Origin of the sequence: Pandoraea commovens (assembly GCF_902459615.1) — a bacterium.
Classification (GTDB): domain Bacteria; phylum Pseudomonadota; class Gammaproteobacteria; order Burkholderiales; family Burkholderiaceae; genus Pandoraea; species Pandoraea commovens.
Genome location: NZ_CABPSA010000009.1, coordinates 42,513 through 68,620 on the forward strand (window position 1 = coordinate 42,513; position 26,108 = coordinate 68,620).

General features: G+C 63.3%; 26 protein-coding genes and 1 pseudogene. 16 read left to right on the forward strand and 11 right to left on the reverse strand.

All coding sequences use genetic code 11. The annotated features are described in order from the left end of the window. Positions 1-58 precede the first annotated feature (58 nt). A complete protein-coding gene (locus PCO31010_RS22005) occupies positions 59-997 on the forward strand; it encodes a LysR family transcriptional regulator (protein ID WP_150666163.1) in 939 nt (312 codons plus the stop codon). 81 nt (positions 998-1,078) lie between these two features. Here the strand turns inward: PCO31010_RS22005 and PCO31010_RS22010 are convergent, their stop codons facing one another. The 3 genes from PCO31010_RS22010 to PCO31010_RS22020 form a co-directional block, all read right to left on the reverse strand. Beyond that, positions 1,079-2,902, reverse strand: coding sequence for a M61 family metallopeptidase (locus PCO31010_RS22010; protein WP_150666164.1), 1,824 nt, complete (start codon positions 2,900-2,902; stop codon positions 1,079-1,081). Positions 2,903-2,947: 45 nt separating this feature from the next. Continuing rightward, the gene (locus PCO31010_RS22015; protein WP_150666165.1) at positions 2,948-3,712 is read right to left on the reverse strand and encodes a DsbC family protein; all 765 of its coding nucleotides are present in this window, start codon (positions 3,710-3,712) and stop codon (positions 2,948-2,950) included. Positions 3,713-3,799: 87 nt separating this feature from the next. Beyond that, complete coding sequence (locus tag PCO31010_RS22020; protein WP_150666166.1) at positions 3,800-4,987, reverse strand: UbiH/UbiF family hydroxylase; 1,188 nt, start codon at positions 4,985-4,987, stop codon at positions 3,800-3,802. A gap of 192 nt (positions 4,988-5,179) precedes the next feature. On the opposite strand from PCO31010_RS22020, the gene ypfJ reads away from it, so the two are divergent. Both ypfJ and ychF read left to right on the forward strand, forming a co-directional pair. Continuing rightward, entirely contained in the window at positions 5,180-6,049 is an 870-nt protein-coding gene (gene ypfJ / locus PCO31010_RS22025) for a KPN_02809 family neutral zinc metallopeptidase (protein ID WP_150666167.1), read from the forward strand. Positions 6,050-6,237: 188 nt separating this feature from the next. Next, complete coding sequence (gene ychF, locus PCO31010_RS22030) at positions 6,238-7,332, forward strand: redox-regulated ATPase YchF (RefSeq protein ID WP_150578521.1); 1,095 nt, start codon at positions 6,238-6,240, stop codon at positions 7,330-7,332. Positions 7,333-7,412: 80 nt separating this feature from the next. Here ychF and PCO31010_RS22035 read toward each other — a convergent pair whose 3' ends face one another. The 4 genes from PCO31010_RS22035 to PCO31010_RS22050 form a co-directional block, all read right to left on the reverse strand. Further along, positions 7,413-7,742, reverse strand: a complete 330-nt coding sequence (locus tag PCO31010_RS22035) for a type II toxin-antitoxin system RelE/ParE family toxin (protein WP_246184725.1) — start codon at positions 7,740-7,742, stop codon at positions 7,413-7,415. Between the two features lie 8 nt (positions 7,743-7,750). Further along, positions 7,751-8,029 carry a type II toxin-antitoxin system Phd/YefM family antitoxin gene (locus PCO31010_RS22040; RefSeq protein ID WP_150666168.1) on the reverse strand — a complete coding sequence of 93 codons (279 nt, stop codon included), beginning with the start codon at positions 8,027-8,029 and terminating at the stop codon, positions 7,751-7,753. A 204-nt stretch (positions 8,030-8,233) separates the two neighbouring features. Then, on the reverse strand, positions 8,234-8,710 hold the full coding sequence (locus PCO31010_RS22045; protein WP_150666169.1) for a GNAT family N-acetyltransferase: 477 nt from the start codon (positions 8,708-8,710) through the stop codon (positions 8,234-8,236). After that, on the reverse strand, positions 8,707-9,375 hold the full coding sequence (locus PCO31010_RS22050; protein ID WP_150666170.1) for a GntR family transcriptional regulator: 669 nt from the start codon (positions 9,373-9,375) through the stop codon (positions 8,707-8,709). Before PCO31010_RS22050 ends, PCO31010_RS22045 begins: the two co-directional genes overlap by 4 nt. 70 nt (positions 9,376-9,445) lie before the next feature. Here PCO31010_RS22050 and PCO31010_RS22055 point away from each other — a divergent pair, with 70 nt between their 5' ends. The 3 genes and pseudogenes from PCO31010_RS22055 to PCO31010_RS22065 all read left to right on the forward strand — a co-directional run. After that, the gene (locus tag PCO31010_RS22055) at positions 9,446-10,879 is read left to right on the forward strand and encodes an SLC13 family permease (RefSeq protein ID WP_150666171.1); all 1,434 of its coding nucleotides are present in this window, start codon (positions 9,446-9,448) and stop codon (positions 10,877-10,879) included. A 182-nt stretch (positions 10,880-11,061) separates the two neighbouring features. Further along, the gene (locus PCO31010_RS22060; protein ID WP_150666172.1) at positions 11,062-12,390 is read left to right on the forward strand and encodes a glycosyltransferase family 87 protein; all 1,329 of its coding nucleotides are present in this window, start codon (positions 11,062-11,064) and stop codon (positions 12,388-12,390) included. 5 nt (positions 12,391-12,395) lie between these two features. Further along, positions 12,396-13,487 (forward strand): annotated as a pseudogene (locus PCO31010_RS22065) (glycosyltransferase family 2 protein); the annotation flags it as partial. Here PCO31010_RS22065 and PCO31010_RS22070 read toward each other — a convergent pair. After that, positions 13,480-13,833 carry a GtrA family protein gene (locus tag PCO31010_RS22070; protein WP_246184743.1) on the reverse strand — a complete coding sequence of 118 codons (354 nt, stop codon included), beginning with the start codon at positions 13,831-13,833 and terminating at the stop codon, positions 13,480-13,482. The pseudogene PCO31010_RS22065 and the gene PCO31010_RS22070 overlap by 8 nt on opposite strands. Between PCO31010_RS22070 and PCO31010_RS27000 the strand changes: the two genes are divergently transcribed. Both PCO31010_RS27000 and PCO31010_RS22075 read left to right on the forward strand, forming a co-directional pair. Continuing rightward, positions 13,769-13,921, forward strand: coding sequence for a hypothetical protein (locus PCO31010_RS27000; protein WP_246184746.1), 153 nt, complete (start codon positions 13,769-13,771; stop codon positions 13,919-13,921). The genes PCO31010_RS22070 and PCO31010_RS27000 overlap by 65 nt on opposite strands. Before the next feature lie 260 nt (positions 13,922-14,181). Continuing rightward, the gene (locus PCO31010_RS22075) at positions 14,182-16,629 is read left to right on the forward strand and encodes a penicillin acylase family protein (RefSeq protein WP_150666173.1); all 2,448 of its coding nucleotides are present in this window, start codon (positions 14,182-14,184) and stop codon (positions 16,627-16,629) included. A 99-nt stretch (positions 16,630-16,728) separates the two neighbouring features. On the opposite strand, the gene PCO31010_RS22080 is transcribed toward PCO31010_RS22075, so the two are convergent. Both PCO31010_RS22080 and PCO31010_RS22085 read right to left on the reverse strand, forming a co-directional pair. Further along, complete coding sequence (locus PCO31010_RS22080; RefSeq protein WP_150666174.1) at positions 16,729-18,228, reverse strand: MDR family MFS transporter; 1,500 nt, start codon at positions 18,226-18,228, stop codon at positions 16,729-16,731. 354 nt (positions 18,229-18,582) lie between these two features. Continuing rightward, positions 18,583-18,840, reverse strand: a complete 258-nt coding sequence (locus PCO31010_RS22085; protein ID WP_039393436.1) for a GlsB/YeaQ/YmgE family stress response membrane protein — start codon at positions 18,838-18,840, stop codon at positions 18,583-18,585. Positions 18,841-19,148: 308 nt separating this feature from the next. Here PCO31010_RS22085 and hemA point away from each other — a divergent pair, with 308 nt between their 5' ends. From hemA to PCO31010_RS22110, 5 genes are all read left to right on the forward strand, one after another. Then, on the forward strand, positions 19,149-20,435 hold the full coding sequence (hemA, locus tag PCO31010_RS22090; RefSeq protein WP_039393438.1) for a glutamyl-tRNA reductase: 1,287 nt from the start codon (positions 19,149-19,151) through the stop codon (positions 20,433-20,435). Beyond that, a complete protein-coding gene (gene prfA / locus PCO31010_RS22095; RefSeq protein ID WP_150666175.1) occupies positions 20,436-21,518 on the forward strand; it encodes a peptide chain release factor 1 in 1,083 nt (360 codons plus the stop codon). After that, the gene (prmC, locus tag PCO31010_RS22100) at positions 21,518-22,393 is read left to right on the forward strand and encodes a peptide chain release factor N(5)-glutamine methyltransferase (protein WP_150666176.1); all 876 of its coding nucleotides are present in this window, start codon (positions 21,518-21,520) and stop codon (positions 22,391-22,393) included. The genes prfA and prmC overlap by 1 nt, the downstream gene beginning before the upstream one ends. A gap of 93 nt (positions 22,394-22,486) precedes the next feature. Next, positions 22,487-22,801, forward strand: coding sequence for a Grx4 family monothiol glutaredoxin (grxD, locus tag PCO31010_RS22105; protein ID WP_150666177.1), 315 nt, complete (start codon positions 22,487-22,489; stop codon positions 22,799-22,801). A gap of 36 nt (positions 22,802-22,837) precedes the next feature. After that, positions 22,838-23,455, forward strand: coding sequence for a UbiX family flavin prenyltransferase (locus PCO31010_RS22110; RefSeq protein WP_150666178.1), 618 nt, complete (start codon positions 22,838-22,840; stop codon positions 23,453-23,455). 48 nt (positions 23,456-23,503) lie between these two features. Here the strand turns inward: PCO31010_RS22110 and PCO31010_RS22115 are convergent, their stop codons facing one another. Then, on the reverse strand, positions 23,504-24,043 hold the full coding sequence (locus PCO31010_RS22115; RefSeq protein ID WP_174985048.1) for a VOC family protein: 540 nt from the start codon (positions 24,041-24,043) through the stop codon (positions 23,504-23,506). A gap of 262 nt (positions 24,044-24,305) precedes the next feature. On the opposite strand from PCO31010_RS22115, the gene PCO31010_RS22120 reads away from it, so the two are divergent. From PCO31010_RS22120 to PCO31010_RS22130, 3 genes are all read left to right on the forward strand, one after another. Continuing rightward, complete coding sequence (locus PCO31010_RS22120; protein WP_150666180.1) at positions 24,306-24,599, forward strand: hypothetical protein; 294 nt, start codon at positions 24,306-24,308, stop codon at positions 24,597-24,599. A gap of 148 nt (positions 24,600-24,747) precedes the next feature. Then, positions 24,748-25,068: a hypothetical protein gene (locus tag PCO31010_RS22125; RefSeq protein ID WP_246184727.1), complete on the forward strand. Its 321-nt coding sequence runs from the start codon at positions 24,748-24,750 to the stop codon at positions 25,066-25,068. Positions 25,069-25,793: 725 nt separating this feature from the next. Continuing rightward, entirely contained in the window at positions 25,794-26,105 is a 312-nt protein-coding gene (locus PCO31010_RS22130) for a hypothetical protein (RefSeq protein ID WP_150666181.1), read from the forward strand. The last annotated feature ends 3 nt before the right edge of the window (positions 26,106-26,108 follow it).

Sequence of the window (26,108 nt, forward strand, 5' to 3'; positions counted from 1 at the left end):
CATCATGGCGCGACCTCATACCGAATGACCGCGTAACAGGGCGCAAGGAGCGCGCGCGATGATTGACGATCTGAATGACATGCTGATCTTCGCGGAGGTCGTGCGCTCGGGCAGCATCACGCGGGCCGGCGAGCGGCTCGATCTGCCCAAGGCGACCGTGAGTCGGCGTCTGTCGCGGCTCGAAGCGCGCCTCGGCACGAAGCTGCTCCACAAGACCACGCGTCGGCTCGAACTGACGGAAGTCGGCGAAGCGTATTACGAGCGCTGCCTGCCGATTCTCGAAGAAGTGGAAGAGACGCGGGACTTCGCGTCGCAAATGTCGAGCAAGCCACGCGGACGTTTGCGCATCACCGCCCCGGCCGACTTCGCCACGCAATGGCTCGCCGTGCCGCTCGCGACCTTCTGCGCAGCCTTTCCCGAAATCACCGTCGACGTGGACCTGAGTTCGCGTCACGTCGATCTGATTGCCGAGCGCGTCGATGTCGCCATTCGCGCCGGTCAACTTTCCGACTCCACCCTGGTCGCGCGTCCGCTCCTGAAACTCACCCGCAGCCTTTACGCGAGCCCGCTTTATCTCAGCGCGACGGGACTGCCGGGCAGCCCGGACGAGCTGGACGGTCATCGCTTCATCATCCTGCAAGGCGCACGGCGTCTGTTCAATTCCGACACGCTGCACAAGGGCCGCCAACGCGTCGACATCACCATGCACGGGGCGATTCAGGCCAACAGCATGGGGATGGTCAAGGAGATGGCACTCGCAGGCAGCGGCATTGCCGCGCTCACGGATATTCTTGCGGAAGACGCGCTCAAGTCCGGACGCCTCGTGAAGGTGCTGCCCGACTGGTCGTTGCCCGAGAGTTCCGTCCATCTGGTCACACCGTCGCGACGCTTCCTGCCGCGCAAGACGCAGGCGTTCATCGAGCACATGCTCGCTGTGGCGCGGACGTGTCCGGAGGAGAACCGCGACCCGTCGGTGCCGGGTCCGTTGCAGAGCTGAATACTGGGTTGAAATCCCGCACTCAGGACGAGCGCGGGACAATCACAAGGAAGGAACAGTGAAGTGTGAACCGGCGGCCACTCAGGCCGTCAGCCACTTCTCGCGTCGCTGCGCGCCGGCGCGATCGCGTGTTTCGGTAATGCGGTACTGCGAGACCTCAGGCGCATCGAGCGTGAGCGACGTCTCGCGCAGCTCGTCGCGACGGAAGGCGTGCAGCGTCACCCGGTCGCCCGGACGATAGCGCTCCAGCAGCTTATCGAGATTGCCTGACGTCACACGCAAGCCGTCGATGGCGACGAGCGAGTCGCCCGCCGACAGACCGGCCGCTTGCGCTGCACCGCCGTCGAGCACCTGTGCCAGCGTGACCTCGTCGCCGCGCTTGCCCGTCTTCACACCCATGCCCGGACGACCGTTCTCCGGCGTCACCGGTTCGAGCGTCAGACCGACGCGCTCAAGCAGCGTCGCGAGCGGCAAGTCGCGCGTGCCGTTGATCGCCGTCGCAAAGAAATCCGACAGATCGAGACCCGAGACCGCTTCGAAGAACGGCTGAACGGCGTCTTCCGCAAGCCCTTCGGGCGCACCACGGTAGAAGTCGCGACCGTAGCGCTGCCATAGCGCGCGCATCACGTCGTCGAGCGACTTCTGGCCGCGCGTCTGCGCACGAATCGTCAGATCCAGCGCAAGCGCCACGAGCGAACCCTTCGTGTAATAGCTGACGATGGCATTCGGTGCATTTTCGTCCTGACGATAGTACTTCGTCCACGCGTCGAAAGAGCTTTCAGCGACGGTCTGCTTGAGACGACCACTGCCGCGCAGCACGTTCGCCACCGTCTTCGCCACGAGTTCGTAATAGTCCTTCGGTGCGATCACACCGCTGCGCACGAGCATCAGGTCGTCGTAGTAGGACGTGAAGCCCTCGAACAGCCACAGCAGGCGCGTGTAGTTCTCCTGATCCAGCGTGTACGGCGCGAACACCGCAGGCTTGATGCGCTTGACGTTCCACGTATGGAAGTACTCGTGGCTCACCAGTCCGAGGAAGCCGCGATAAGCATCGCTCATGCGCGCCTGCCCCTGCACCGGCAGGTCGTTACGGCTCGCTAGCAGCGCGGTGGATGCGCGATGCTCCAGACCGCCGTAGCCATCGCCGACCGTCATCAGCAGGAAAACGTAGCGCGACATCGGCACGCGCGAGCGCGAACTGGCACCCGGCTCGAACAGACGGATCTGCGCTTCGCAGATCTTCTTCATATCGCGCAGCAGACGATCCAGATCGAGGTTCGGCACCGGCCCGGTGATGGCGACTTCGTGTGTCACACCACAGGCTTTGAATGTGCCGTGCACGAACGTCCCCATCTCGACGGGCGAATCGATGAGTTCGTCGTAATCGGCGGCCAGATAGCGTCCGAAGTCGAGCGCCGCGGTGCCTTCCGCCGGTTCCAGTGCCGTGGCGACGCGCCACGCTTTGAACGCGGCACCGCGCGGACGCAGCACGTCGATCTCGCACGGCGCGTGTTCCTGCCCTTGCACGCGCAGGAACACACTGGTGCCGTTGAAGAAGCCGTGCGTGTCATCCAGGTGCGCGGCGCGCACCGACAGATCCCACGCGTACACCTCATACGTCACGATCAGCGTGCCCTTGCACGGCGCGGACTGCCACGTGTGCTTGTCGAGCTTGTCGAGGGCGATCTTGCGTCCCCGGCACGTCGCGCCGATGGTCACGATGTTGCGGGCGAACTCGCGCACCATGTAGCTGCCCGGAATCCACGCGGGCAGCGTGAAGCGCTGGCCTTCGGGGGCAGGATTCGAGACCGTAACGGTCACTTCGAACAGATGGGCGGCGGGCGACTTCGGAACGATCGCGTACCTAATGGCAGACGGGGCAGACAGTGCAGACGTGGCTTTCATGAGATAGCGGCTTCTTGTTCTCGGAGGGGGCGAGCGGACGGTAACTTACTTGACCGTGGCCAGCGCCTTTTCCAGTTCTTCGGCAGGCACGGCACCCGGCAGACGGCGGCCGTCGGACAGGATGATCGTCGGCGTGCCGGTGATGTTGAGCTGATGACCCAGCGCGAAGTTGTCCTTGACGGGCTTGTCGTCGCACTTGGCCGTCGGGGTCGGCGGGGCCTTCTTGTCGAGCATCCAGTCGTGCCACGCCTTGAGCTGATCGGGCGCACACCAGATAGCCTTCGACTTCTTATCCGAATCCTCGCCGAGCACCGGGTACAGGAAGGTGTAGACGGTGACGTTATCGATCTTCGAGCCCTTGAGCGTTTCTTCGAAGCGCTTGCAGTACGGGCAGTTCGGATCGGAGAAGACGGCGATCTTGCGGCTACCGTTGCCCTTCACGTACTTGAACGCGCGATCGAACGGCAGCTTGGCGAAGTCGACCTTGTTGAGCTCCGACTGACGCGCTTCGGTCAGGCTCTGACGCGTTTGCGTGTCGACCAGATTGCCACCGAGAATCACGTACCGTGCCTTCTCGTCCGCATAGAGAATCTCGCCGCCGACCGACACTTCGAAGAGGCCGGGAATCGGCGTGCGCGCCACCGCTTTGACCGGCGCATCGGCGCCGAGCGTCTTCTGCACGGCAGCCTTCACGCGATCCAGGGTTGCATCGGGCTTGTTTTGCGCGACGGCGGACGTCGTGAAGGTGGCTGCGCACACTGCGGCGAGAACCAATCCGGCGGACGCCGCGGCGCGATAACGTTGCAACATCGAACTTCTCCAGAAATATGACGATCGAGAGGCGCGACCGGTGAACCATGCACGAAGCGGGGGTTGCCGGTGCTTGCGCCGAAGGGGTCAGCCCAGGGCGCGGCCGATCAGGAATTTCTTGACGAAAGGCAGCATGTTCACGCCGTCGAGGCCCGCGTTGCGAACAAACTTCGCGAGCGGGCTGCTCGTCGAGAACAGCTTATGCAAGCCGTCCGTCGTGAACGCCATGCTGCCGATGTCTTCCTTGCGCGCGCGCTCGTAACGACGTAGCACCGCATCGTCACCACAGTCGCGGAACGATTCGCGCCCGGCGAGCGCATCGCCGAGCGACGCCACGTCGCGCAAACCGAGGTTCATGCCCTGTCCTGCGAGCGGATGCACCACGTGCGCCGCGTCGCCGATCAGGGCCACGCGCTGCGCGATCAGACGCTTGGCTTGCGCCAGTACGAGCGGAAAACCCTGAGCGCGCGCTGAGACAGGTGTCAGTTGACCAAGTTCACTGTTCGAGAATGTTCCGACGCGTTGCGCGAGTTCTTTGGGATCAAGCGCAAGCAGATGCTTCGCGTGATCGTCGGCAGCGGACCAGACCAGCGAGACGTGCTGATCGGGCAGCGGCAGTAACGCGACGATCTCGCCGTCGTGGAACCACTGGAAGGCAGTATCGCGGTGCGGACGTTCCGCGCGGAAGTTGCACACGACGCCCAGTTGCTCGTAGGGACGCACCGTGCCGTCGAGGCCTGCCGTGCTGCGCACCCATGAGTGCGCGCCGTCGGCACCGACCACAAGCGAGGCCCGCAGCGTTTTGCCGTCCGACAGACGCACCGATGCAGCGGCAGCGTCGACTTCGAGCGCTTCGGCGCGGGCGTCAAGCCATTGCACCTGCGGGGAGAAACGCAGCGCGGCGTCCAGCGCGCGTTCCAGATTCGACGACTCGGCGATCCAGGCGAGTTGCGGCACAGCGGCCTGATAGGCGGAGAAATGCAGACTGCCGCGCTCGTCACCGAACACTTCCATGTCATAGACGGGATTGACGCGTGCCGGATCGACGGCCTGCCACACACGCATGCGCTCGAAGAGCGCTTGCGAACTGGACGACAGGGAGTAGATGCGGGCATCCCACATGTCACCGCCTGTCGGGGCGGGGGCTGCGGGTTGCGCGAGCAGCGCGACGGACAGGCGCGCCTGCGAAAGGAGCAAGGCGGCGGCCTTTCCGACCAGACCGCCACCGACGACGACGACATCGTGCGTCTGGCTGGAGGAATGCGTTTGAGACATGCGGCAAATGCAGCGCCAGCGCCTGAGTCGCGCAAGACGGCTGGTTCCGAAATCGAGATGGCGTATTGTCGCACGCCCGCCGAACGAGCGACGCCCTGCCTCGCCCACGCCACTGGGACACAGCGTCGCACTGCGTTGGCGGGCGCTATACTTCGGCGCATAGCGGTAACGAGATTAAACAGGGAGCTCCCGATGCGCCTCGACAACGAACAAGAAAGCCAGAACGTCGAAGACCGCCGAGGTGGCGGATTCGGCGGACGCACCACCATCGGCATCGGCACGATCGTTGTCGCGCTCGCCGCCTCCTACTTCTTCGGGATCGACCCGCGCGTCATCATTCAGGGCTCGCAGATGATTCAGGGGCAGACCCAGTCTGCTCCCCAGTCCGCGCCCACTCAGGCGCAGATCAACGACCCGAAAGCGGTCTTTACCCGCAAGGTGCTCGGCAACATCGAACGCACCTGGACGACGGTCTTCCCGCAGCAGATCAACCGTCAGTACGTGCCGCCGAAGCTGGTGCTGTTCTCGGGTGCGACGCCCACGGCGTGCGGCACCGGCCAGACCGCGATGGGCCCGTTCTACTGCCCGGGCGACAGCAAGGTGTACATCGACTTGCAGTTCTACGACGAGCTGCGGCAACGTTTCGGCGCTGGCGGCGATTTCGCGCAGGCGTACGTCATCGCGCACGAAGTCGGTCACCACATCCAGAATCTGCTCGGCATCTCCCAGAAGTTCGACGAGACGCGCCGCCGCGTGAGCGAGGCGCAGGCGAATGCGCTGTCGGTGCGACTGGAGTTGCAGGCGGACTGCTTTGCGGGCGTCTGGGCGGCCAATGCGGCCAAGGCGAACGACCAGTTGCTCGAGCCGGGCGACGTCGAGCAAGGCCTGAAAGCGGCGGCCGCCATTGGCGACGACCGTCTGCAACAGCAGTCGCAGGGACGCGTGGTGCCGGAGTCGTTCACCCACGGCACGAGCGCCCAGCGGGTGTACTGGCTGCGTCAGGGGCTGCAAACGGGCGACATGCGCAAGTGCGACACGTTTTCGGCCAAGCAACTGAGCTGAACCGGGCCGGGTGGCGCGACGTCGACGGCGGGTGCGAAGGCTTCTGCCGCGGCAGGCGTCCTGTTCAGGCGCTTTTGGCGGCAGAACGGGTACAATAGCGGACTCTCCGCGACGCAATCACTGACCGGCTCCCCGGTATTCACGGTGCATTCGACGGCGCGCACTTACCAAGCCAGACAGGATTTAGCATGAGCCTCAAATGCGGCATCGTCGGTTTGCCCAACGTCGGCAAGTCGACCCTTTTCAACGCGCTGACCAAAGCGGGCATTGCTGCCGAAAACTACCCGTTCTGCACCATCGAGCCGAACGTCGGCGTGGTGGAAGTGCCGGACCCGCGTCTGGGCAAGCTCGCCGAGATCGTGAAGCCTGAGCGGATCATGCCGGCGACGGTCGAATTCGTGGACATCGCCGGTCTGGTGGCCGGTGCTTCGAAGGGTGAAGGTCTGGGCAACCAGTTCCTCGCCAACATCCGCGAAACGGACGCCATCACGCACGTCGTGCGCTGCTTCGAAGACGAAAACGTCATCCACGTCGCAGGCAAGGTGAATCCGATTTCGGACATCGAAGTCATCAACACCGAATTGGCGCTGGCCGACCTGGGCACCGTCGAGAAGGCGCTGCAACGCTATACGAAGGCAGCCAAGTCGGGCAACGACAAGGAAGCCGCGAAGCTCGTGGCGGTGCTGGAGAAGGTGGTGCCCGTGCTGAACGAAGCACGTCCGGTGCGCTCGCTCAAGCTCTCCGAAGACGAACTGGCGCTCATCAAGCCGTTCTGCCTGATCACGGCCAAGCCGACGATGTATGTCGCCAACGTGAAGGACGACGGTTTCGAGAACAACCCGCATCTGGAGGCTGTGCGCAAGTACGCTGAAGCCGAGAACGCGCCGGTCGTGGCGGTGTGCGCTGCCATCGAAGCGGAAATAGGCGACATGGACGATGCCGACAAGGCCGAGTTCCTGGCCGACATGGGCATGGACGAGCCGGGCCTTGACCGCGTGATCCGCGCGGGCTTCAAGCTGCTGGGCTTGCAAACGTACTTCACGGCAGGTGTGAAGGAAGTGCGCGCCTGGACGATCCACGTGGGCGACACCGCACCGCAAGCGGCGGGCGTGATCCACACCGACTTCGAGCGCGGCTTCATCCGCGCACAGACCATCGCCTTCGACGACTACATCCAGTACAAGGGCGAACAGGGCGCGAAGGAAGCGGGCAAGATGCGCGCCGAAGGCAAGGAATACGTGGTGCACGACGGCGACGTGATGAACTTCCTGTTCAACGTCTGACGCCACCGTCTGCCGAAACGACAAACACCCCAGCCGATGTGCTGGGGTGTTTTGTTTTGGGGCGTTGGAATTGCTATCCTCTAACGCGTCAAAAGCCGCGTTTCAAGAACGGTTTGCATATCGCGCCTGCCGTCGGCGATCAGGTACACGATGACCTGCTTCCCAAGGACGCGGTAGATGACGCGATACGGCTTGAACGCCACCTGTCGGTACTCCCGGATACCCAGTGAACTGAGTTCTCTTGGGTAGCTTCCGCGCTCAGGCCATTGCTCCAGACCTGTCACTGCGTCCATCAGTTGATCCAGAACGTAGTCGGCGTTTTGCGGACAATCGAATTCTGCGATGTAGTCGTAAATCCCTTCAAGGTCGCCTTCGGCACCGTCGGTCAACAACACTTCGTACTTGACCACGATGTTCGTCACTCCCCGGCCTTTCGCTTCTTGCGAAGACGGGCGACGACATCTGCGACAGGTTTGACTTTGCCTGCCGCCACATCCTGATTGCCGAGCGCCAGCAATTTCAGTAAGGCCAAAGCCTCTTGCGTTTCCTCGTATGAAGCCACGTCTTGCAACACGGCCTTGGCCTCACCGTTTTGTGTGATCACTAGCGGGGTGCGTTGCTCCGCGAGCGTAGCCAGCACCTCAGCGGCATTGGCCTTCAAGTAGCTGATCGGCTTCACCTGTGTGGAGTAGCGCATTTCCTATATGTCCATTTCCCAGATAGGACCAAATATAGTCCTTTTATGGTCCCACCTCAATGCCGGGACACTTTGGCGGACACAAGTATGGGATGTTGGGGACCGATAGCGTCACGCGGGTTCGCTCGGCAACTTCTTGGCCATCCTGCAGCTTCTTGAATCCAGGGCGGTTTCGGCAGTAAGCATCACCAAGCGGTTGGCGAATTATCGGAAGTCGCTTGCCTCAGATGACGAACCTCCACAAACCGCGTTGCTCATCTCCTCAAACTCCCCCTCCTCCGACACGCCGTTGCCGGTCACACGAAAGCCGTGGCGTTCGTAGAACGTTTTCGCTCTCGTGTTTCGGGTCAGACATTTGAGACGGTAAGGACGGGTTGGCCAACCGGGGAGCGCTTGCAGTAGGCGCGTGCCGACGCCGTGACCTTGTGACGACGGTTCGACGTAGAGCATGTGGATGAAGTCGTCGGCTGGCCAGACGGAGACGAAGCCGAGGATTTTGCCGCCGGGCGACTTGGCCGTCAGAACGTCTTCGCCAGCGGCATGCGATGCGAAATCGTCCGCCCGATAGAGCGACGGATCGACCCATGTCATCGTTGCCAGGCGCACTTCGTAGTAAATACGGGCAAGCGTCGGGAAGTCGCCCGGCGTTGCAGGCGCAATGACGATCTGGCGAACCGTCATCCCCCCCACCCTTCGCGGATAATGCGCGCGATCTGTTCACCCGTCGCGCGGTTGTGGGCCTGCACCAGCGCGACGGCACCCGCATCGTCGCCAGCCTCGCACAGACGCAGCAACTCACGGTGTTCGTCGTGCGAGCGCGCCGCGTTGTCCTGCTTCTGCCACGTCAGGAACAGATAGCGACCCAGATTGAGTCGCGCTGTCGCCACCGCCCGCTGGAAGTACGGTCGCTCCGCTTTCGCGTACAGCATGCCGTGGAAGGCCGCGTTACGCGTGACGATGTCCGTCAGCTCGGTGGCCGCCTCCAGCGCGTCCAGCGCCGCCCGTGCCCGCGTCAGATCCGCGCGCGACAGATTCGGCATCGCCAGCGCCATCAGACGCCCCTCCAGCAACGCACGAAAGTCGGCCAGCTCAAGCGCGTCGTCTTCCGAGAGCGCCGTCACGACCGTGCCGCGATTCGTCCGGCTCGTGGCCAGCCCGTCCGACGCGAGCATCGTCAGCGCCTCGCGCACCGGCACGTGACTCACCCCGAGCGCCGCAGCAAGATGGTCCTGACGCAACGCCTCGCCCGGCTTCAACTCGCCGCGTCCGATCTGCTCCCGCAAGGCCTCGTAGGTCCGCTCGACCGCCGTTCCCGTGCCCGCTTCCGGCTGCGTCAACTGGCGCATTGATGAGCTCCTTCCGTTAACTATATATAATCACGTCAAATTATATATTATTTAACGACAGGTGACGTCTATGTCTTCCGCCACAGCCTCCGCATCGGATGCCTTTCACCCCAGCCACCTCTGGCGACATGGATTGCTGGCGTCGATCAGTGCATCCGCCGGGTTCGCGTTGTACGCGGCCGGGTTGCGTGGCGACACGCTCGCGGTGGCGGTCGTCGTTCTGCTCTGCCTGAGCTACTGGGCGACAGGCTGGTTACCGGACTTCCTCGTCTCGCTTCTGCTGATGCTCCTGCTGGCCACGTGCACCTCGCTCGGCGCGACCGTCGTCTTCTCGGGCTTCACGTCGAGCGCGTTCTGGCTGGTCTTCAGCGGTGCGGTCATCGGCATGGCGCTGAGCGTCACGAGGCTTGGCGAACGGGTCGCCTCCCGACTCGCCGATCACTGCGGTCACGCGTACGGTCTCGCGCTCGCAGGGTTCGTGGCCATCGCGTTCGCGCTCGGCATCGTCATGCCCTCGACGCTGGGGCGCATCGCCATTCTTACGCCCATCGTGCTGAGCTTTTGCGACCGCGTCGGCCTCGTGCAAGGCCGCCCGGGACGCACCGGTCTGATGCTCGCCACCGCGCTCGCCAGTTGCGAGTTGTCGACGGCGATCCTTCCGGCCAATCTACCCAACCTCGTCATGGCGGGCACGGCCGAAACCGTGCTCGGTCTGCGTCTCGGCTACGGCGAGTACGCCGTGGCGCTGGTGCCTACGCTGGCCATCGTCCGAGGCGTCGTACTCGTGATCGTCGCGAGACACCTTTTCCCGGACCGTCTGACCGTGCTTGGCAGCAAGCGGTCGGACGCGTCAACAGTGGCGGACACCCCGATGCGCCCCGACGAAAAGCGACTGCTCGGCGCACTCACATTGATGCTCGCACTGTGGCTCGCCGAACCGTGGCATCACATCGCGGCGGGCTGGGTGGGTCTTGGCGTGGCGCTGCTGTGCCTCGGACCGCTGCGACTGGTGAATCCAGACGCCTTCCTCAAGCAGGTCAAACTCGCCCCGCTGTGGTTCGTCGCGGCGATCATCGGTCTGACGGCCGCCGTCGATCATGCCGGGCTGGCCAGCGCCTTGCGCCCCGTGTTGGCGCGACTCGATTTGGCGCAGATGTCGACGATGTCGGCCTTTCTGATTCTGGTTGCGCTGTCGATTGCGCTGACGTTCCTCGTCACATCGAACGCAGCACCGGCGCTCTACACGCCCCTCGTCCCGGCGCTCGCGCTGGGGGCACCGTTGAGCGTGAAGGCCGTATTGCTCGCACAGACCGTCGGCATTTCAACCATCGCGCTACCTTATCAAGCGCCGCCCCTTGTGCTGGCGATGGCGCTGGCGGGCATCGGCATCCGAGATGCCACGCGCTATTGTCTGGCGACCGCCGCCGTCGCCCTCGTCACCGTCGTGCCGCTTACTGCGCTGTGGTGGCAAACCGTCGGTCTGATTCACCTCTTTGAGTCCTAACATTCCGAGGTTTTATTTCAAACGCTGGTTTGCGATATCCCCTGAGGGATACCATCGGACGTACGCTGGCAACTCAGGTTAGTGCGCATTGATCCTTTCGGAGAACGGCTCGTCTAATATCAATAAACCGTAGAAGCGCAATAGAGCAACGCCGTTTCATGCAGCCAGGGGGAGGACCTTGCATGACATCGAAGCCGTCCGCCGTCGCTAACGTCGTACCCCGCGCACCATGCATGCGTCGCCACTGGTCGGAAGACCCGGCGCGCATTCGTCTGTACAGCGTGGCGGCCATCGTGCTCGCGCTCGCCGTGCTCGGCATCTGGGGATACCGGTATGCATGGAGTGCGACCCCGACCATCAGTCCCATCGGGCTCGACTTCCTGCCGTTCTGGGGCGCGTCTCACTTCGTGCTGCAAGGACATGCGCTCGATGCCTATAACGTCGATCTGATGACGCAGGTGCAGATTGCCGAGCAACCCTGGGCGGACAAAATCGGCGGCGTCCTCCCGTGGCTCTACCCGCCGGTCATGATGGTGTTTCTCGCACCGATTGCGCTGCTGCCGTTCACCTACGCCTATACGTTGTATGCCTGCGTCGGCCTCGGGCTCTACTACGCCGCATTGCGACACACCGCCCCGTGGCCGGGCGCCCGCTTCCCGATCCTCGGCTTCCCCGGCGTACTGCTGGTGGTCATCGCCGGACAAATCGCGCTCTACACCACAGCACTCGCGGGCTTCTCTCTGGTCATGTTGCGCAAGCGCCCGGTGTGGGCCGGTGTGTTCGCGGGCCTGCTCTTCGTCAAACCGCATGTCGCCGTGCTCTTCCCCCTGGCGTTCCTCTGCGCCCGCGAGTGGCGCGCGCTCGGCGCATGCATTGCGACGGTGATCTGCACGACGGTGCTGGCCGCCGCAGTCTTCGGCATCGATGTCTACGCGACCTTCCTGCACGCCTCGGAGTTCGCGCGGCTGAGCATCGTCAACGGGACCGCGCAGATCGCGCGCGTGCCGACGTTCTTCATCACGGCGCGCATGCTCGGCGCGTCCGTCGAAGTGGCGGCTATCGTTCACGGCGTGATCGCGCTGTGCGCAGTCGCGGCGCTGATCGATTTCTGGCGGCGTCCGGGCGCCTTTGCCCTGCGCGCGGCGACGCTCGTATGCGCAACGACGCTCGTCAGTCCTTACCTCTACGACTACGACCTCACGCTGCTCGCGCTCGTCATCGCGTGGTACGTTCGCGACGGCATCGCGCGCGGTTGGCTGCGCGGCGAGCGCGAATGGCTCGTACTGCTGTGGATCACGCCCGCGCTCGGCCTGCTCGGCTCGTTGCAGATCGGCTTCCAGTTCCTGCCGTTCATCACGCTAGGCACACTCGCGATGCTGTGGAGACGCCGCCGTCGCCTCGCCCACCTGTCCGACGTTCATCACGCCGACGACGCGAAAGCGTCCGGAGACGACCGCCCCGCCACCGCCCGCGCCCCCCACGCGGACACCGCGCCAGCGTTCACGAGGTAATCGCCATGCCCCGCGCCGCCGCTCCCCGTACCGACATCTCCCACTCGCCAAGCGCGCATCGTGGGCCATCAGGCACATCAGCCACATCGGGCACGCCACTCATCTCGCTCGTCGTGCCGTGCCACAACGAAGCCCCTGCGCTCGACAAGTTCTACCGGGCCGTTTCCGCTGTCCTCGAAAGCGTGCCCAACGCGCGCTTCGAGATCGTGTGCGTGAACGACGGCAGCACCGACGACACACTCAGTTGCCTGCTCGCCTTGCGACGCGCCGACGCACGCATCCGCATCATCGACTTCACTCGCAACTTCGGTAAGGAAGCGGCCCTGAGCGCTGGCATCGACGAAGCACAAGGCGATGCCGTCATTCCCATCGACGCCGATCTTCAGGACCCGCCCGCCCTCATCCCTGTGATGATCGAACGCTGGCGCGACGGTGCGGAGGTCGTACTCGCCAAGCGGACCAATCGCGCGAGCGACACCGTCGCCAAACGCGTGGCGGCGGGGTTGTACTACCGCGTTCATAACCGTTTGTCGGAGGTGAAGTTGCCGGAGAACGTCGGCGATTTCCGGCTGATGGACCGGCGCGTCGTGACCGCCATCAAACGGTTGCCCGAGCGCCGCCGCTTCATGAAAGGGCTGTTCGCGTGGGTCGGCTTTCACACTGAAATCGTGGAGTACGTGCGCGATCCTCGTGCAGCGGGCGAGTCGAAGTTCTCAGGATGGCGGCTGTGGAATTTTGCGCTGGAAGGCATTACCAGCTTCAGCACGGTGCCGTTGCGATGCTGGACGTATATCGGCGTTTCGCTGGCGTTGATGTCGCTCGCATACGGCAGCTACATCGTGATTCGCACGTTGCTGCACGGCATCGATGTGCCGGGCTACGCGTCGTTGCTCGTCGGCATTCTGTTCCTCGGCGGCATTCAGCTGGTCGGCATCGGCGTGATCGGCGAATACGTGGGACGCATCTATTACGAATCGAAGGGACGGCCGCTCTATCTCGTACGGCGACGCTATCAGTCCAGCGTCAAGGTCAGTCACTTGCCTGCGCGCACGGGCGTGCGACATGTCGCGGGCAAAGCCATCGGCAAGCTCACGCGCCTCGATATGTCCAATAACGGTGAAGCAGGAAAGTCGTCGGCGGCACAGTCAGTACCACGGCCGCGATTCCGATCCAGTGGTTCCCGCGAAGGTACTCGACCGTTCGTGCGACGCATGTCGTGAGTAGCAGGCCGAAGATCGACACCGGCAGAAATCGCGCGAGGCTCGTGCGATGCACGCGTGCGGAAAAACTCCATAACGTGTTGAGCAGATAGGAACACGGCGTCGCCACGCAGAACGCCACGGCGTTCGCAGGCACCGAACCCACGCCGAACACTTCGATGAGCGTGATCGCCACGATCACATGTACTGCCGTCGAAATCACACCCGAGACCCCGAAACGCATCAGCGGCACGAGCAGCGTGCGCATGAAAGGCGACGCACGCCAGCGTTGGGCGCGCGTTGCAGGCGCATGCCTGTCGGAAGATGTCTGACGTAAATCCGGCATCGGGACTGACTCACTGAGAAAGACGACGAAAGCGGTTCGCCTGACAATACCAGCACACACACGTCGGATTGCCAATGGCTTGCACTGCAACATCGGCGCATGCGCCCGTCAGGATTGGACGATTAAGAATTTATGCCATTTCTTCTGCATTTGGGTTGCGTGCCTGAATGAGACGTCTAGGATTGCGAGGTATTACGCAGACGATGTCGCAACAACAAGAAGCCGTCCCATAACAGGAGGAAGACAATGCAACGCCCCAATGCCATTCACGCCGCCGGTGCGCTGGCCTTTGCCGTCACGACGTGGAGCGCGTCCCTGCATGCTGCCGATGCCACGGCATCATCCGCTTCACCTTCCTCGCAAACGCTGACCGTTGCCGGATTGTCGCAACCCGCTGACATTCTGATCGACCACAACGGCGTGCCGCACATCTTCGCTGCGAACGAGCGCGACGGCTTCTTCGTGCAAGGTTTCAATGCCGCTCGCGATCGTCTGTTCCAGATCGACCTCTGGCGACGCCGTGGGCTCGGCCAACTCTCCGAAGTGTTCGGCCGCGCCTATGTGGCGCAGGACGATGCGGCGAGACGTTTCGTCTACCGGGGCGATATGGCGACGGAGTGGCGTCGCTACGGCCCCGACGCGAAACCGGCGGCGCAAGCGTTCGCCGCTGGGGTGAACGCCTACATCGACTGGCTCGCGCGGAACCCCGATCAGATGCCGTACGAATTCCGCAAGGTCGGCTACTGGCCAGCCAAATGGTCGGCCGAGGACATTGTGCGCATTCGCAGCCACGGCCTTACGCGCAACCTCAAAAGCGAAGTGGCGCGTGCCAAGGTCGTGTGCCACGCATCGCTCGACGCGGACAGCGTGCGCGTCGGCCTGCAACCCGCGTGGAAGACCCAGGTGCCTGATGGCCTCGACCCCTGCCTGCCGGACGATCTGCTCAAGGTCTTCGACCTCGCCACGCAGGGCGTGAAAATCACCAGGGATTCGTTGCAACACGCCAACGCCGACATTGTCCAGCTCGCCGAGAACGGTCCTTACGACGTCTCCACCGAATCGGCGGAAGGCAGTAACAACTGGGTCGTCTCGCCGCAGAAGTCGGCCACGGGGCGCGCCATCATGGCCAACGATCCGCACCGCGCTTATGCTGCGCCGAGTCTGCGCTACATCGTGCAGGTCAGCACGCCCACACTGAACCTGATCGGCGCGGGCGAGCCTGCGATTCCCGGCGTCGCCATCGGTCACAACGGCACCATCGCCTTCGGTCTCACGATCTTCAACATCGATCAGGAAGATCTCTACGTCTACGAACTCAATCCGGCCAACCCCGACCAGTACCGTTACCGGGGCAAGTGGGTGCCGATGCGCACCGTGCACGAGACGATCGACGTTCGCGACGGCGCGCCGGTTCAGACCGACCTCAAGTTCACGAAGCACGGCCCTGTGATTTATGTAGATGCCGCGAAGCATCGCGCTTATGCCGTGCGCACCGCATGGCTGGAACCTGGCATGTCACCGTACTTCGACGCCATGCGCTACATGCGCGCGAAAACCTACGCCCAGTTCCAGACAGCGCTCGACACGTGGGGCGCACCGACCGTCAATCAGGTTTATGCGGATGCCTCGGGCAATATCGGATGGGTGCCGAGCGGCATGGCACCGATTCGCCCGAACTGGGATGGCCTCATGCCCGTGCCCGGCGACGGACGCTATGAGTGGGCAGGCTTCTGGCGTCGCGATCAGTTGCCGTCCGCGTACAACCCGGAAAGTGGCTACTTCACAACGTCCAACGAAATGAACATGCCCGCAGGCTATCCCTACGCGCAGCGCAAGCTCGGCTTCGAGTGGACGAACGGCTCACGGCATGCGCGCATCGACGAAGTCCTGAAGGCGAAGGACACGGTCTCGCTGGAAGACTCGGAGCAGTTGCAGAACGACATCGTGTCGATTCCGGCGCGGCGTCTGATGGCATTGCTCGCACCGCTGTCGAGCAACGATCCGCGCACGTCCTCGGCGCTCAAGCTCCTGAAGGGATGGGACGCGCACATGGGCGCGGACTCGGCGCAGGCCGCGCTCGAAGAGGTCTGGTTCAGCCGTCATCTGGGGCGCGCATACAAGAATGCGGTGCTGCCGAAGGCCGCCGCCGACACGTTCGGTGCGCCCGACCCGGCATCGATGCTCGACGCGCTCGAACAACCGGCCGTCCGCTTCGGCGAGAACGCTGCGGCCAAACGCGATGCCGTGCTGCTTGCGAGCCTTGGAGACGCCTGGGACGAGATGGTCAAACTGCAAGGGACCGATCCTGGCGCTTGGCAGTGGGGCAAGCTCCAGACGAACCTGAATGCTCACCCGCTCGCCGACGCCGTGGACGCCGACATGCGCGCCAAGCTCAATGTTGGTCCGTTGCCGAAGGGTGGCAGTCCGTTCACGCCGAATCAGTCGACGTATCGCGTGAGCGATTTCCGTCAGACGAACGGGCCGTCGTTCCGGATCGTGGTCGACGTGGGGAACTGGGACAACACGCGTGCGATGAACTTGCCGGGCGAATCGGGTAACCCCGACAGCCCCCACTATCGCGATCTCGCGCAGAAGTGGCTCGACGGCGAGTACTTCAAGCTCCCGTACTCACGCGAGGCCGTGGAAGCGGCGACGGAATCGCGTCTGCACCTCGTGCCGGAGACGTCGCGTTGATGACGTGAGCCAGCGACATCGCCGGAAACGAAAACAGCCGGTGGGTACACTCCACCGGCTGTTTCGAGAACTGCCATTACGAGGCTCGGCCCCTTCGGCTCAATGGCCGCCGGGCACGAACTCCGGCTTGTCTCGCTTCGTGCCGCGCGTGCTGTCGACGGCGTTCGTCGGCACCAGCATGAACAGCAACATCACGCCAATCGAGATCGCGAGGATCGACAGGAACGTCAGGTGCAGCGAGTGTTGCAGTACCGCGCGAATCGCCTGATCGGCCAGCGACGACACGCCGCGATCTTCCAGCACGTGGCGCAGTTGGTCCGACGTCACCGGTGCCAGCCCGCTCGAATGCGTCAGGCCGAAGTTGAGCACAGCGCCAAAGAGCGTCGCACCCAGTGTGCTGCCGAGGTTGCGCGAGAAGATGTTCGACGCCGTGGCGCTGCCACGCTCCGAGGGGCCGACCAGTTCCTGAATCAGCACCAGCGCGCTCACGCTGCCCGTGCCCATCGAGAAGCCCATGATCAGCGAGCCGAAACCGGCCAGCATCGGCGAGCTGCTTGGTCCAAGCAACGCGAAGACAAGGCCGCCGACCGGCATGAGCAGGCTGCCGCCGACCAGCACGCGACGCAGGCCGAAGCGCGTGAAAGTCTTCGCCGCAATCGTCGAGCCGATCGGCCAGCCGACCATGATCATCGTCAGGGCCATACCGGCGACGACCGGCGTCTGACGCAACACGCCCTGCGCGTACATCGGGAGGAAGGTCGTCAGGCCCATCAGCACCATGCCCGAGAGCAGCGTCGCCGCGTTGGCTGCTGCAATCGGACGACGACTCCACAGTGCGAACGAAATCATCGGATCCTTCGCGCGACGCTCCTGCCAGACGAACAGCAACGACGCCAGGACGCAGGCGAGCACGCCACCCCAGACATGCGTGTCGGTGAAGGCATTGGCGTCCGTCAACGCGATCATCAGGCCCGCGACGGCAATCGTGAAGAACACGGCGCCCATGTAATCGATGCTCGGACGCTGACGCGGTGCCTCTTCGTGCAGATACGCGATGAAACCTGCCGCAGCCAGCAAGCCGATCGGGATGTTGAGCCAGAAGATCCACGACCACGACATATCGCGAATGATCAGACCGCCCAGCATCGGGCCAAGCACCGCCGAGATGGCCCACACGCTCGCCAGATAGCCCTGCACCTTGCCGCGCTCGCTGATCGGGTAGTAGTCGGCAATGATCACCAGACTGACCGGCTGAATACACGCCGCGCCCACGCCTTGCAACAGGCGGAACGCGATCATCGCAGGCATCGACCAGGCGAAACCGCCGCCCAGCGAGGCGACGAGAAATACGGCGATGCCAACGAGAATGACCGGCTTGCGTCCGTAGATGTCGGCGAGCTTGCCGAACACTACGGTCATGGCCGTTTGCGCGAGAAGGAAGGCGGAGAACACCCAGCTATAGAGATTCAGGCCGCCGAGTTGGGCCACGATTTGCGGCATGGCCGTCGAAATGATCGTGGCCTCGATGGCAACCATAGAGGTCGCCGCCATGACGGATGCCACAATCAATGGCCGCACGGAATTGCGTGTCGCAGACATGTGTTTTTTTGAAGTGGGGGATACGGCGTAACAACTTGCGAGAAAGGCGCGACACCCGTGTCAGGTGCAGCAGCCGCTGCCAGATGGCGGAAGACGGGGATCGAACGTGGCGGTCGTGCCGCACGCGTAGTCAAGACGACTTGGGCCTGGCGATGGCGACAAGCATAGCTGAATGCGGCAAAACACGTACGAGGCGCATCGGCACGATTCGCCTCGTCGCCGTGAAGCGACGCGCGACGTCCCGAAATCCGATGCGAACTTGCGGCCTATCGTCGCAGGGGAGCGTAGCGCAAAGCGCGTCGAATTATCACCTGGTGAGAATTTCCGCCCGACGACATCTCGGGCGGATGGCGGTTACGCCGTGCCGCGATTGCGTTTGATCACGCCGTAGATCGCAAGCAGCACAATGGCGCCGATGATCGAAGCGATCCAGCCTGCGGACTGGCCTTCCGAATACAGGTGGAGAAACTGACCGACATACTTGGCGAGCAGCGCGCCCGCAATCCCAAGGATGATCGTCATGATGATGCCCATGCTGTCCCGCCCGGGATGCAGGGCGCGTGCAATGAGACCGACGACCAGACCGACCACGATAGTGCCGATGATGCCCATGAGGAATCTCCAAGGACGGGAACCCGAACGCAGTATAGACCCGAATTCCGAAGACCCGCACCCAATATCTGAACCGGACGACGCTAGCCCTCCGACGGCCCCCAACACCTGATATATCAAGCAAATTGCGCCCGACCGCCGTCCCGGCGCGGGCCTTCTCTATGTCGGGTATAAGGGATGACTATTTGTCAAAACCCGACGGCTGCGCGATGATGGGGCACGCCGTCCCAATGCGCGGGGACGCGAGACCATTGAAACGGGCATCGCGTCGACGCGCTATAATCAGGGGCTATTAGATCCCCCACACCATGCAACTGCTCGCTCTCGGCCTGAACCACCACACGGCGCCCGTCTCGCTGCGCGAACGGGTGGCGTTTCCGTTCGAGCGGATCGAGCCGGCGCTGGCGGGCCTCAAGAGTCTGTGGACCGGCAGCGGCAAGTTGAGCGCGCCCGAGGCCGCCATCCTGTCGACGTGCAATCGCACCGAGATCTACTGCGTGACGGACGATGCCGCAGCGCGTGAGCGCGCGGTGCACTGGCTGTCCCAGTTCCACAACATTCCCGCCGGCGACCTCGCCCCCCATCTGTACGCCCTGCCCCAGTCCGACGCCGTGCGTCACGCCTTTCGCGTGGCCAGCGGTCTGGACTCGATGGTGCTGGGTGAGACGCAGATTCTCGGGCAGTTGAAGGACGCCGTGCGCACCGCCGCTGAGGCCGGTGCGCTAGGCACGTATCTGAACCAGCTTTTCCAGCGCACGTTCGCGGTGGCCAAGGAAGTCCGTGGCCAGACCGAGATCGGTGCGCATTCGGTGTCGATGGCCGCTGCGGCGGTGCGTCTCGCGCAGCGTATTTTCGAGAGCATCAGTACGCAGAAGGTGCTGTTCATCGGCGCGGGCGAGATGATCGACCTGTGCGCGACACACTTCGCCGCGCAAAATCCGAAAGCCCTGTACATCGCCAACCGGACGGCCGAACGCGGCGAAAAGCTCGCCGAGCGTCTGGGCGGCACCGCGATCCGTCTGTCGGAGCTGCCGCAACGTCTGCACGAGTTCGACATCGTCGTGTCGTGCACGGCGAGTACGTTGCCGCTGATCGGGCTGGGCGCTGTCGAGCGCGCCATCAAGGCCCGTAAGCACAAGCCGATGTTCATGGTCGATCTGGCCGTGCCACGCGACATCGAACCGGAAGTCGGTCGTCTGGCCGACGTGTTCTTGTACACCGTCGACGATCTCGGCGCGGTCGTGCGCGAAGGCAACGCGCTGCGTCAGGCAGCAGTTGCGCAAGCCGAAGCGATCATCGAGACGCGCGTGCAGAACTTCATGCAATGGCTCGACGCGCGCAGCGTCGTGCCGGTCATTCGCGATATCCACGGCACTGCCGAGGCCATGCGTGTGGCCGAACTTGAGCGTGCCCAGCGCATGCTCGCGCGTGGCGACGATCCTGCCGCCGTGCTCGAAGCCCTGTCCCAGTCCCTCACCAAGAAATTCCTGCACGGCCCGACGCACGCGCTCAATACGGCGCGCGGCGATTCGCGCGAGCAAATCCTTCACCTCATTCCCGAACTGTTCCGCACCTCGGGATCCGCCGACAAATAGATGAAAGCGAGCATGCAAGCCAAGCTCGACCAATTGACGCAACGTCTGGTCGAGCTTGATGGCCTATTGAGCCAGGGCGACGTTACCCGCGACCTGGACAACTACCGCAAGCTCACGCGCGAACATGCCGAGCTGGCGCCCGTCGTCGCGCAATATCAGCAATATCGTCAGGCGCTGGGAGATGTGGCGGCCGCGCAGGAAATGGCGTCCGATCCGGAAATGCGCGAGTTCGCCGAAGACGAAGCTGCGAACGCCCGTACTCGCATGGAAGATCTGGAAGGCACGCTGCAACGCATGCTGCTGCCGCGCGATCCCAACGACGACCGCAACATCTATCTCGAAATCCGCGCGGGCACCGGCGGCGACGAATCGGCGCTGTTCGCGGGCGATCTGCTGCGCATGTACTCGCGCTATGCGGAGCGTCAGCGCTGGCAGGTCGAGATCATGTCGGCGAGCGAATCGGATCTGGGCGGGTACAAGGAAGTCATTGTCCGGCTCGTCGGTCAGGGCGCCTATTCGCGTCTGAAGTTCGAGTCGGGCGGCCATCGCGTGCAGCGCGTGCCCGCCACCGAAACGCAGGGACGCATTCACACGTCCGCCTGCACCGTCGCCGTGATGCCGGAAGCGGACGATGTCGCCGACGTCGAAATCAATCCGGCCGACATTCGCATCGACACGTTCCGTGCCTCAGGCGCAGGCGGTCAGCACGTCAACAAGACGGATTCGGCCGTGCGCATCACGCACTTGCCGACGGGCATCGTCGTGGAGTGTCAGGACGACCGCTCGCAACACCGCAACAAGGACAAGGCGCTCAAGGTGCTCGCCGCGCGCATCAAGGATGCGCAACTGCGCGCCCAGCAAGCCAAGGAAGCCGCCACCCGCAAGAGCCTGATCGGTTCCGGCGACCGCTCGGAGCGCATTCGCACGTACAACTTCCCGCAGGGGCGGATGACGGATCACCGCATCAACCTCACGCTCTACAAGCTCGAATACATCATGGACGGCGATCTCGACGAGATGATCAACGCATTGGTGACCGAGCATCAGGCGGAATTGCTGGCGTCGCTGGGCGAGGCGGCCTGATGACGCAGGATGGGCAGACCGCGCAAGACGGCAGCGCCGCCCCCGTCGGGGTGGCCACCGTCGCCACGCTGCTGCGTGAGCCGGGCCTGCCGCCCATGGAGTCCCGCATCCTGCTCTCGCACGTGCTCGGCTGGAGCCGCACCCAACTGATTACCCGCGACCGCGAGCCGCTCGCACCCGAGACGGTCGCCGTCTACCGGGCCTTGCATGCGCGTCGTGTGGCGGGCGAACCCATCGCCTATCTCACCGGCACGCGGGAATTCTTCGGACTGACGCTCACTGTCAGCCCGTCCGTCCTCATCCCCCGGCCGGAAACGGAACTGCTCGTAGAGCTTGCGCTGGCGCGCATCGAAGGACGCCAGACGCCGCGCGTGCTCGATCTCGGCACCGGCAGCGGCGCGATTGCGCTGGCCATCGCGCATAGTCGTCCCGATGCGCGCGTCACCGCGCTGGACCGATCTGCCGCCGCCCTCGACGTCGCCCGTGAAAACGCCCGGCAACTCGGGCTGGACGGCCACGTCCGGTTCCTGGCGAGCGATTGGTATGACGCATTGCCCGCCGACGAGGCCCCGTTCGATCTGATCGTCTCCAATCCGCCCTACATCGTGTCGGGCGACGAACACCTCTCGCAGGGTGATCTGCGCTTCGAACCGGTCGACGCCCTGACCGATCACGCCGACGGCCTCGCCGCCCTGCGCGTCATCGTGGCGGGCGCACCGCAGCGGCTGAAGCCCGATAGCTGGCTGCTGTGCGAGCATGGCTACCATCAGGCAGCGGATGTCCGGGCGCTTTGCACGGCGGCGGGTTTCACGGACGTGGCCTCCGAACGCGACCTTGCGGGCATCGAGCGCACGACCGGCGGACGCCGCTCCTGATCGAACGTCAGAGCGGGCGCCGACGGGCGGCGCGGAAAACCGTTAAAATGCCGGATACGCCGACTTTCCGGCATCCCCACGGGCTTTACGAACATGACCACCCAGCAACGTATCCAGCAAATCGTCTCCGAGCACCCCGTTGTCCTTTTCATGAAGGGCAACGCACAATTCCCGCAGTGCGGCTTTTCCGGCCGTGCCATGCAGATCCTCAAGGCATGCGACGTTAAAGACCTGCACACGGTCAACGTGTTGGAAGACGAGGAAATCCGTCAAGGCGTAAAGGAATTCGCCAACTGGCCGACGATCCCGCAGCTCTACATCAAGGGTGAATTCATCGGCGGCTCGGACATCATGATGGAGATGTACCAGAGCGGCGAACTCAAGCAGCTCATCGCTGAACTCGTCTAAGTTGCCTTAGCGCCCGATCTCTCCGATCGACAGTCGATGGCCCTATCGACGGGTATTACCCGAACGTCCGCACCTTCGCGTCTGATCGTCGCCATTACCGGCGCGACGGGCGCGGTGTACGGCGTGCGCCTGCTCGAACGCCTGCGTGCGATGGGCGGCGTCGAAACGCATCTGATGGTCTCGAGTGCAGGCTGGCTCACGCTGCGCCACGAACTCGGGCTGGAACGCTCGGACGTGCAGGCGCTCGCCGATCAGTACCACAGCGTGCGTGAGATCGGCGCGAACATCGCGAGCGGATCGTTTGCCACGGCCGGTATGGTCGTCGCCCCCTGCTCGATGAAGACGCTCGCGAGCGTCGCCCACGGGCTGTCCGACAATCTGATCGCCCGCGCCGCCGACGTCACCCTGAAGGAACGCCGCCGTCTGGTATTGATGGTGCGCGAGACGCCCTTCAACCTTGCGCATCTGCGCAATATGACGGCCGTCACCGAAATGGGCGGCATCGTCTACCCGCCTCTTCCTGCGTTCTACAACCGCCCGGCATCGCTCGATGCGATGGTCGACGACACCGTCGCGCGTGTGATCGATCTGTTCGGAATTGCGCCGCCCGTCGCCTCAAGCTGGGACGGTCTGGGCAAGGACGTCGAAGGCTGAGCGTCACGCGCGCCCTCGCTTCTGGCGCACGCAGTATCCCCCTTCCGTTTATCTCACCCCGTCGACCCAGCGTTGCAGCGTGTCGAGCGCGCCCTGAGACTGTCCGGCGGCGGACTCCGGTGTCTGCACGCACAGTTCCAACATGATCTCGTTCGGGTCGAGCAGATAGAGATGCTCGCCGTCGCCATGACGCTCGACGGCAAACGGCACCTCGTGGGCAGTGAGCCGCGACTTCCAGCGCTCCAGCGCTTCAAGGTCGCGCACGCGTAACGCAACGTGATGAATCTGAGTCGCGGGCGTGTCGGAATGAGGTTCGGGTGCGAGGCCGTCGCAATTGAAAAACGCCAGCGCCTGTCCGGGTTCGATCTGATAACTGACGAGCAGATAGGGTTTGCCCCACAACCGGCTCATGCCGGTCTGAGCGCCTGCGAGTGTGAAACCCATCACGTCGACGTAGAATCGGTGCGTGAGCGTCGCATCGTAGCTTGGATACGCGACGTGATCGATGGCCACCGGCGTGACAGCCGGTGCAGCGGGCGCAGCCCGCCCGAGTGCCGTGGAGTCGACGGCAGAAGTGGGATCCAGCATCGCCTGGTTCATCTCGATCCCCCGGACGGCAAAGTCGTGATGGCATTCAGGAAACTGCGTCTGTAGTGTAGTCCTGCAACCTGCGTGGCATCAACCGAGTGTCAGCAAGACCCGCATGGACTATAGTGAAAACGCCACACTTTGCGTGCCGAACCGCATGGTTGCGTCTCTCCAGGGACTTTCGCATGAATGCACCTGCCCTGGATGCCGCCCCGACACGCATCCCCCCAGTGGTGTGACATGTACGCGACCGGAGTTTGTCATGGAGACCGCCCTCTCGCCTGTTGTCGTCTACGCCGTTGTGACGCTCGTGTTCGTCATGCTGGTCCTTGTCGTGCCTGCGGGCGCGCGCTGGCGCAACGTCGCCTGGCCTGCTGCCGTACCACCGCTCTCCCCGCACCGTCCCGGCGACCTGCTCGGCACACCCCGCACACCGTACTGGCGTTCGCCGAACGACACCCACGATTTGCGTCGGCCGTCCTACTTCGCGACCTCCGAACGACGCGGCCGGCGTCCGGCAAGTTTTCTCGCACCACGAGACCACGAACGCCGGTAGGTCTGCTGACGCTCATCTCCTTCGCCACCCTTACGCCTTGTTACATCTGTAGTGCCGCCGTAGCACCGGCGGCGGCTCCTCGTCCGTAAAATTTCAATTAGGGATCGCGCGCCAGCACACACAGCGCAGCGCTTAATAAGGAGAACAGATGCAACGTCGTTTCTGGATGGCCACCGCCACCCTCGCGGGACTCACTGCAGCATTCGTGTCGGGCAGCGCTTTCGCACGCACCGACGTGTCGGTCAACATCGGCATTCCCGGCCCGGCTATCGTGGCGCCGGGTCCGGTCTACGCACCGCCGCCCGTCTACGCCGCACCGGCACCGATGATGGTCGCTCCGCCGCCCGTCGTGTATGGCCCGCCCCCGCGCTACTGGCGAGGCCCGCCGCCGCGCCACTGGCATCACGATCGCGGCTGGGATCGCCGTGGATGGGACCATCGCGACCATCGCGACTATCGCCATCGCTAGCATTCCCCGCCTTCAAGGCGATACAGCGTCAAAGAAAAGCCCCGCAGGTCAACCGACCTGCGGGGCTTTCACTTTTAAGCACGTCCATCGTTGAAAACGTCGTTCTGACGAACGTCGCTGCGAACGGATTGCATCGACCTATGCAATGCACGCATGAAGCCTCGACGATTTATCGACGCTTCATGCGCCATCGCGCATTCAGGCACTCATCGGCATTCGAGTAATTTACGACCTCGCTTTAACGCGACGAATGGTTTCGTAGCTCACCAGGCAATGCACTTTCGATACTGCGAGAGGAACTTGGGCCCAAGTTATTTCAATAGCGATAGCAGCAACGATGCCCGTAATAACCACCACCGTAATAGGGCCGTTCCGGAACGACAACGCATCCGGCAAGCGTGATAGCAAGCAACGCAGCGACGACTAACTTCATGATCTGACTCCACAGGTAAGAACGCGAATCCGTTCGCTTTCTTTATATCGCCGCCCCTGTAGGAAGCCCATCACGCGTCTGTAAGCCGTGTAAGCGAAGGTTGCCAAACCGGGAAAGTGTCGCACTTTGTTACGTAACGCGTGCCGTTTGTGGCCGTAACATCGGCCCGTCGCCGATATCGCGACTTTCCGAAAAGCCAGCAACGACGCGGGTTTCCTGAGACCCCGTTGTCTGGCACGACGCTTGCATAGTGGTAAGCGTCGCCCTTTCAATTGCCCCGAAGAGTGCGGCTTTGACTCAAACCCTCCTCCCGTTGCAGACACGGGAGGAGGCTTTTTTTCAAATTCTTCCGATCCTTGCGGAGCCGAATCTCCGACACGTGATCGCGACACTTTCCTGCACCGCGAACGTGCAGGCGCTTTTGTATTCTCATTTCATCTGTGCGTTTGAAATGTATCGACGCTATAACAGCGTCGACTTCCTATTTGTTTCCTTTATCTTTAAAGCCTTATTGGACGTGGCTTTCGAAGCGATTTTCAACGTTATCGGCATAAACCTCATGCGGGTACTCACCGATCTCAAGTTGACTCCTCCGCTGTCGTAATCG

Excerpts from the sequence above, each read along its gene's own strand:
- prmC (WP_150666176.1), top strand. The coding sequence starts at position 21,518 with ATGACGCAGGATGGGCAGACCGCGCAAGACGGCAGCGCCGCCCCCGTC.
- hemA (WP_039393438.1), top strand. The coding sequence starts at position 19,149 with ATGCAACTGCTCGCTCTCGGCCTGAACCACCACACGGCGCCCGTCTCG.
- PCO31010_RS22050 (WP_150666170.1), bottom strand. The coding sequence starts at position 9,375 with ATGCGCCAGTTGACGCAGCCGGAAGCGGGCACGGGAACGGCGGTCGAG.
- PCO31010_RS22015 (WP_150666165.1), bottom strand. The coding sequence starts at position 3,712 with ATGTTGCAACGTTATCGCGCCGCGGCGTCCGCCGGATTGGTTCTCGCC.
- PCO31010_RS22020 (WP_150666166.1), bottom strand. The coding sequence starts at position 4,987 with ATGTCTCAAACGCATTCCTCCAGCCAGACGCACGATGTCGTCGTCGTC.
- PCO31010_RS22055 (WP_150666171.1), top strand. The coding sequence starts at position 9,446 with ATGTCTTCCGCCACAGCCTCCGCATCGGATGCCTTTCACCCCAGCCAC.
- PCO31010_RS22005 (WP_150666163.1), top strand. The coding sequence starts at position 59 with ATGATTGACGATCTGAATGACATGCTGATCTTCGCGGAGGTCGTGCGC.
- PCO31010_RS27000 (WP_246184746.1), top strand. The coding sequence starts at position 13,769 with ATGAGCGTGATCGCCACGATCACATGTACTGCCGTCGAAATCACACCC.
- PCO31010_RS22060 (WP_150666172.1), top strand. The coding sequence starts at position 11,062 with ATGACATCGAAGCCGTCCGCCGTCGCTAACGTCGTACCCCGCGCACCA.
- PCO31010_RS22110 (WP_150666178.1), top strand. The coding sequence starts at position 22,838 with ATGGCCCTATCGACGGGTATTACCCGAACGTCCGCACCTTCGCGTCTG.
- PCO31010_RS22085 (WP_039393436.1), bottom strand. The coding sequence starts at position 18,840 with ATGGGCATCATCGGCACTATCGTGGTCGGTCTGGTCGTCGGTCTCATT.
- PCO31010_RS22010 (WP_150666164.1), bottom strand. The coding sequence starts at position 2,902 with ATGAAAGCCACGTCTGCACTGTCTGCCCCGTCTGCCATTAGGTACGCG.
- ypfJ (WP_150666167.1), top strand. The coding sequence starts at position 5,180 with ATGCGCCTCGACAACGAACAAGAAAGCCAGAACGTCGAAGACCGCCGA.
- PCO31010_RS22075 (WP_150666173.1), top strand. The coding sequence starts at position 14,182 with ATGCAACGCCCCAATGCCATTCACGCCGCCGGTGCGCTGGCCTTTGCC.
- ychF (WP_150578521.1), top strand. The coding sequence starts at position 6,238 with ATGAGCCTCAAATGCGGCATCGTCGGTTTGCCCAACGTCGGCAAGTCG.
- PCO31010_RS22120 (WP_150666180.1), top strand. The coding sequence starts at position 24,306 with ATGGAGACCGCCCTCTCGCCTGTTGTCGTCTACGCCGTTGTGACGCTC.
- PCO31010_RS22070 (WP_246184743.1), bottom strand. The coding sequence starts at position 13,833 with ATGCGTTTCGGGGTCTCGGGTGTGATTTCGACGGCAGTACATGTGATC.
- PCO31010_RS22115 (WP_174985048.1), bottom strand. The coding sequence starts at position 24,043 with ATGCTGGATCCCACTTCTGCCGTCGACTCCACGGCACTCGGGCGGGCT.
- prfA (WP_150666175.1), top strand. The coding sequence starts at position 20,436 with ATGAAAGCGAGCATGCAAGCCAAGCTCGACCAATTGACGCAACGTCTG.
- PCO31010_RS22080 (WP_150666174.1), bottom strand. The coding sequence starts at position 18,228 with ATGTCTGCGACACGCAATTCCGTGCGGCCATTGATTGTGGCATCCGTC.
- PCO31010_RS22045 (WP_150666169.1), bottom strand. The coding sequence starts at position 8,710 with ATGACGGTTCGCCAGATCGTCATTGCGCCTGCAACGCCGGGCGACTTC.
- PCO31010_RS22125 (WP_246184727.1), top strand. The coding sequence starts at position 24,748 with ATGCAACGTCGTTTCTGGATGGCCACCGCCACCCTCGCGGGACTCACT.
- grxD (WP_150666177.1), top strand. The coding sequence starts at position 22,487 with ATGACCACCCAGCAACGTATCCAGCAAATCGTCTCCGAGCACCCCGTT.
- PCO31010_RS22040 (WP_150666168.1), bottom strand. The coding sequence starts at position 8,029 with ATGCGCTACTCCACACAGGTGAAGCCGATCAGCTACTTGAAGGCCAAT.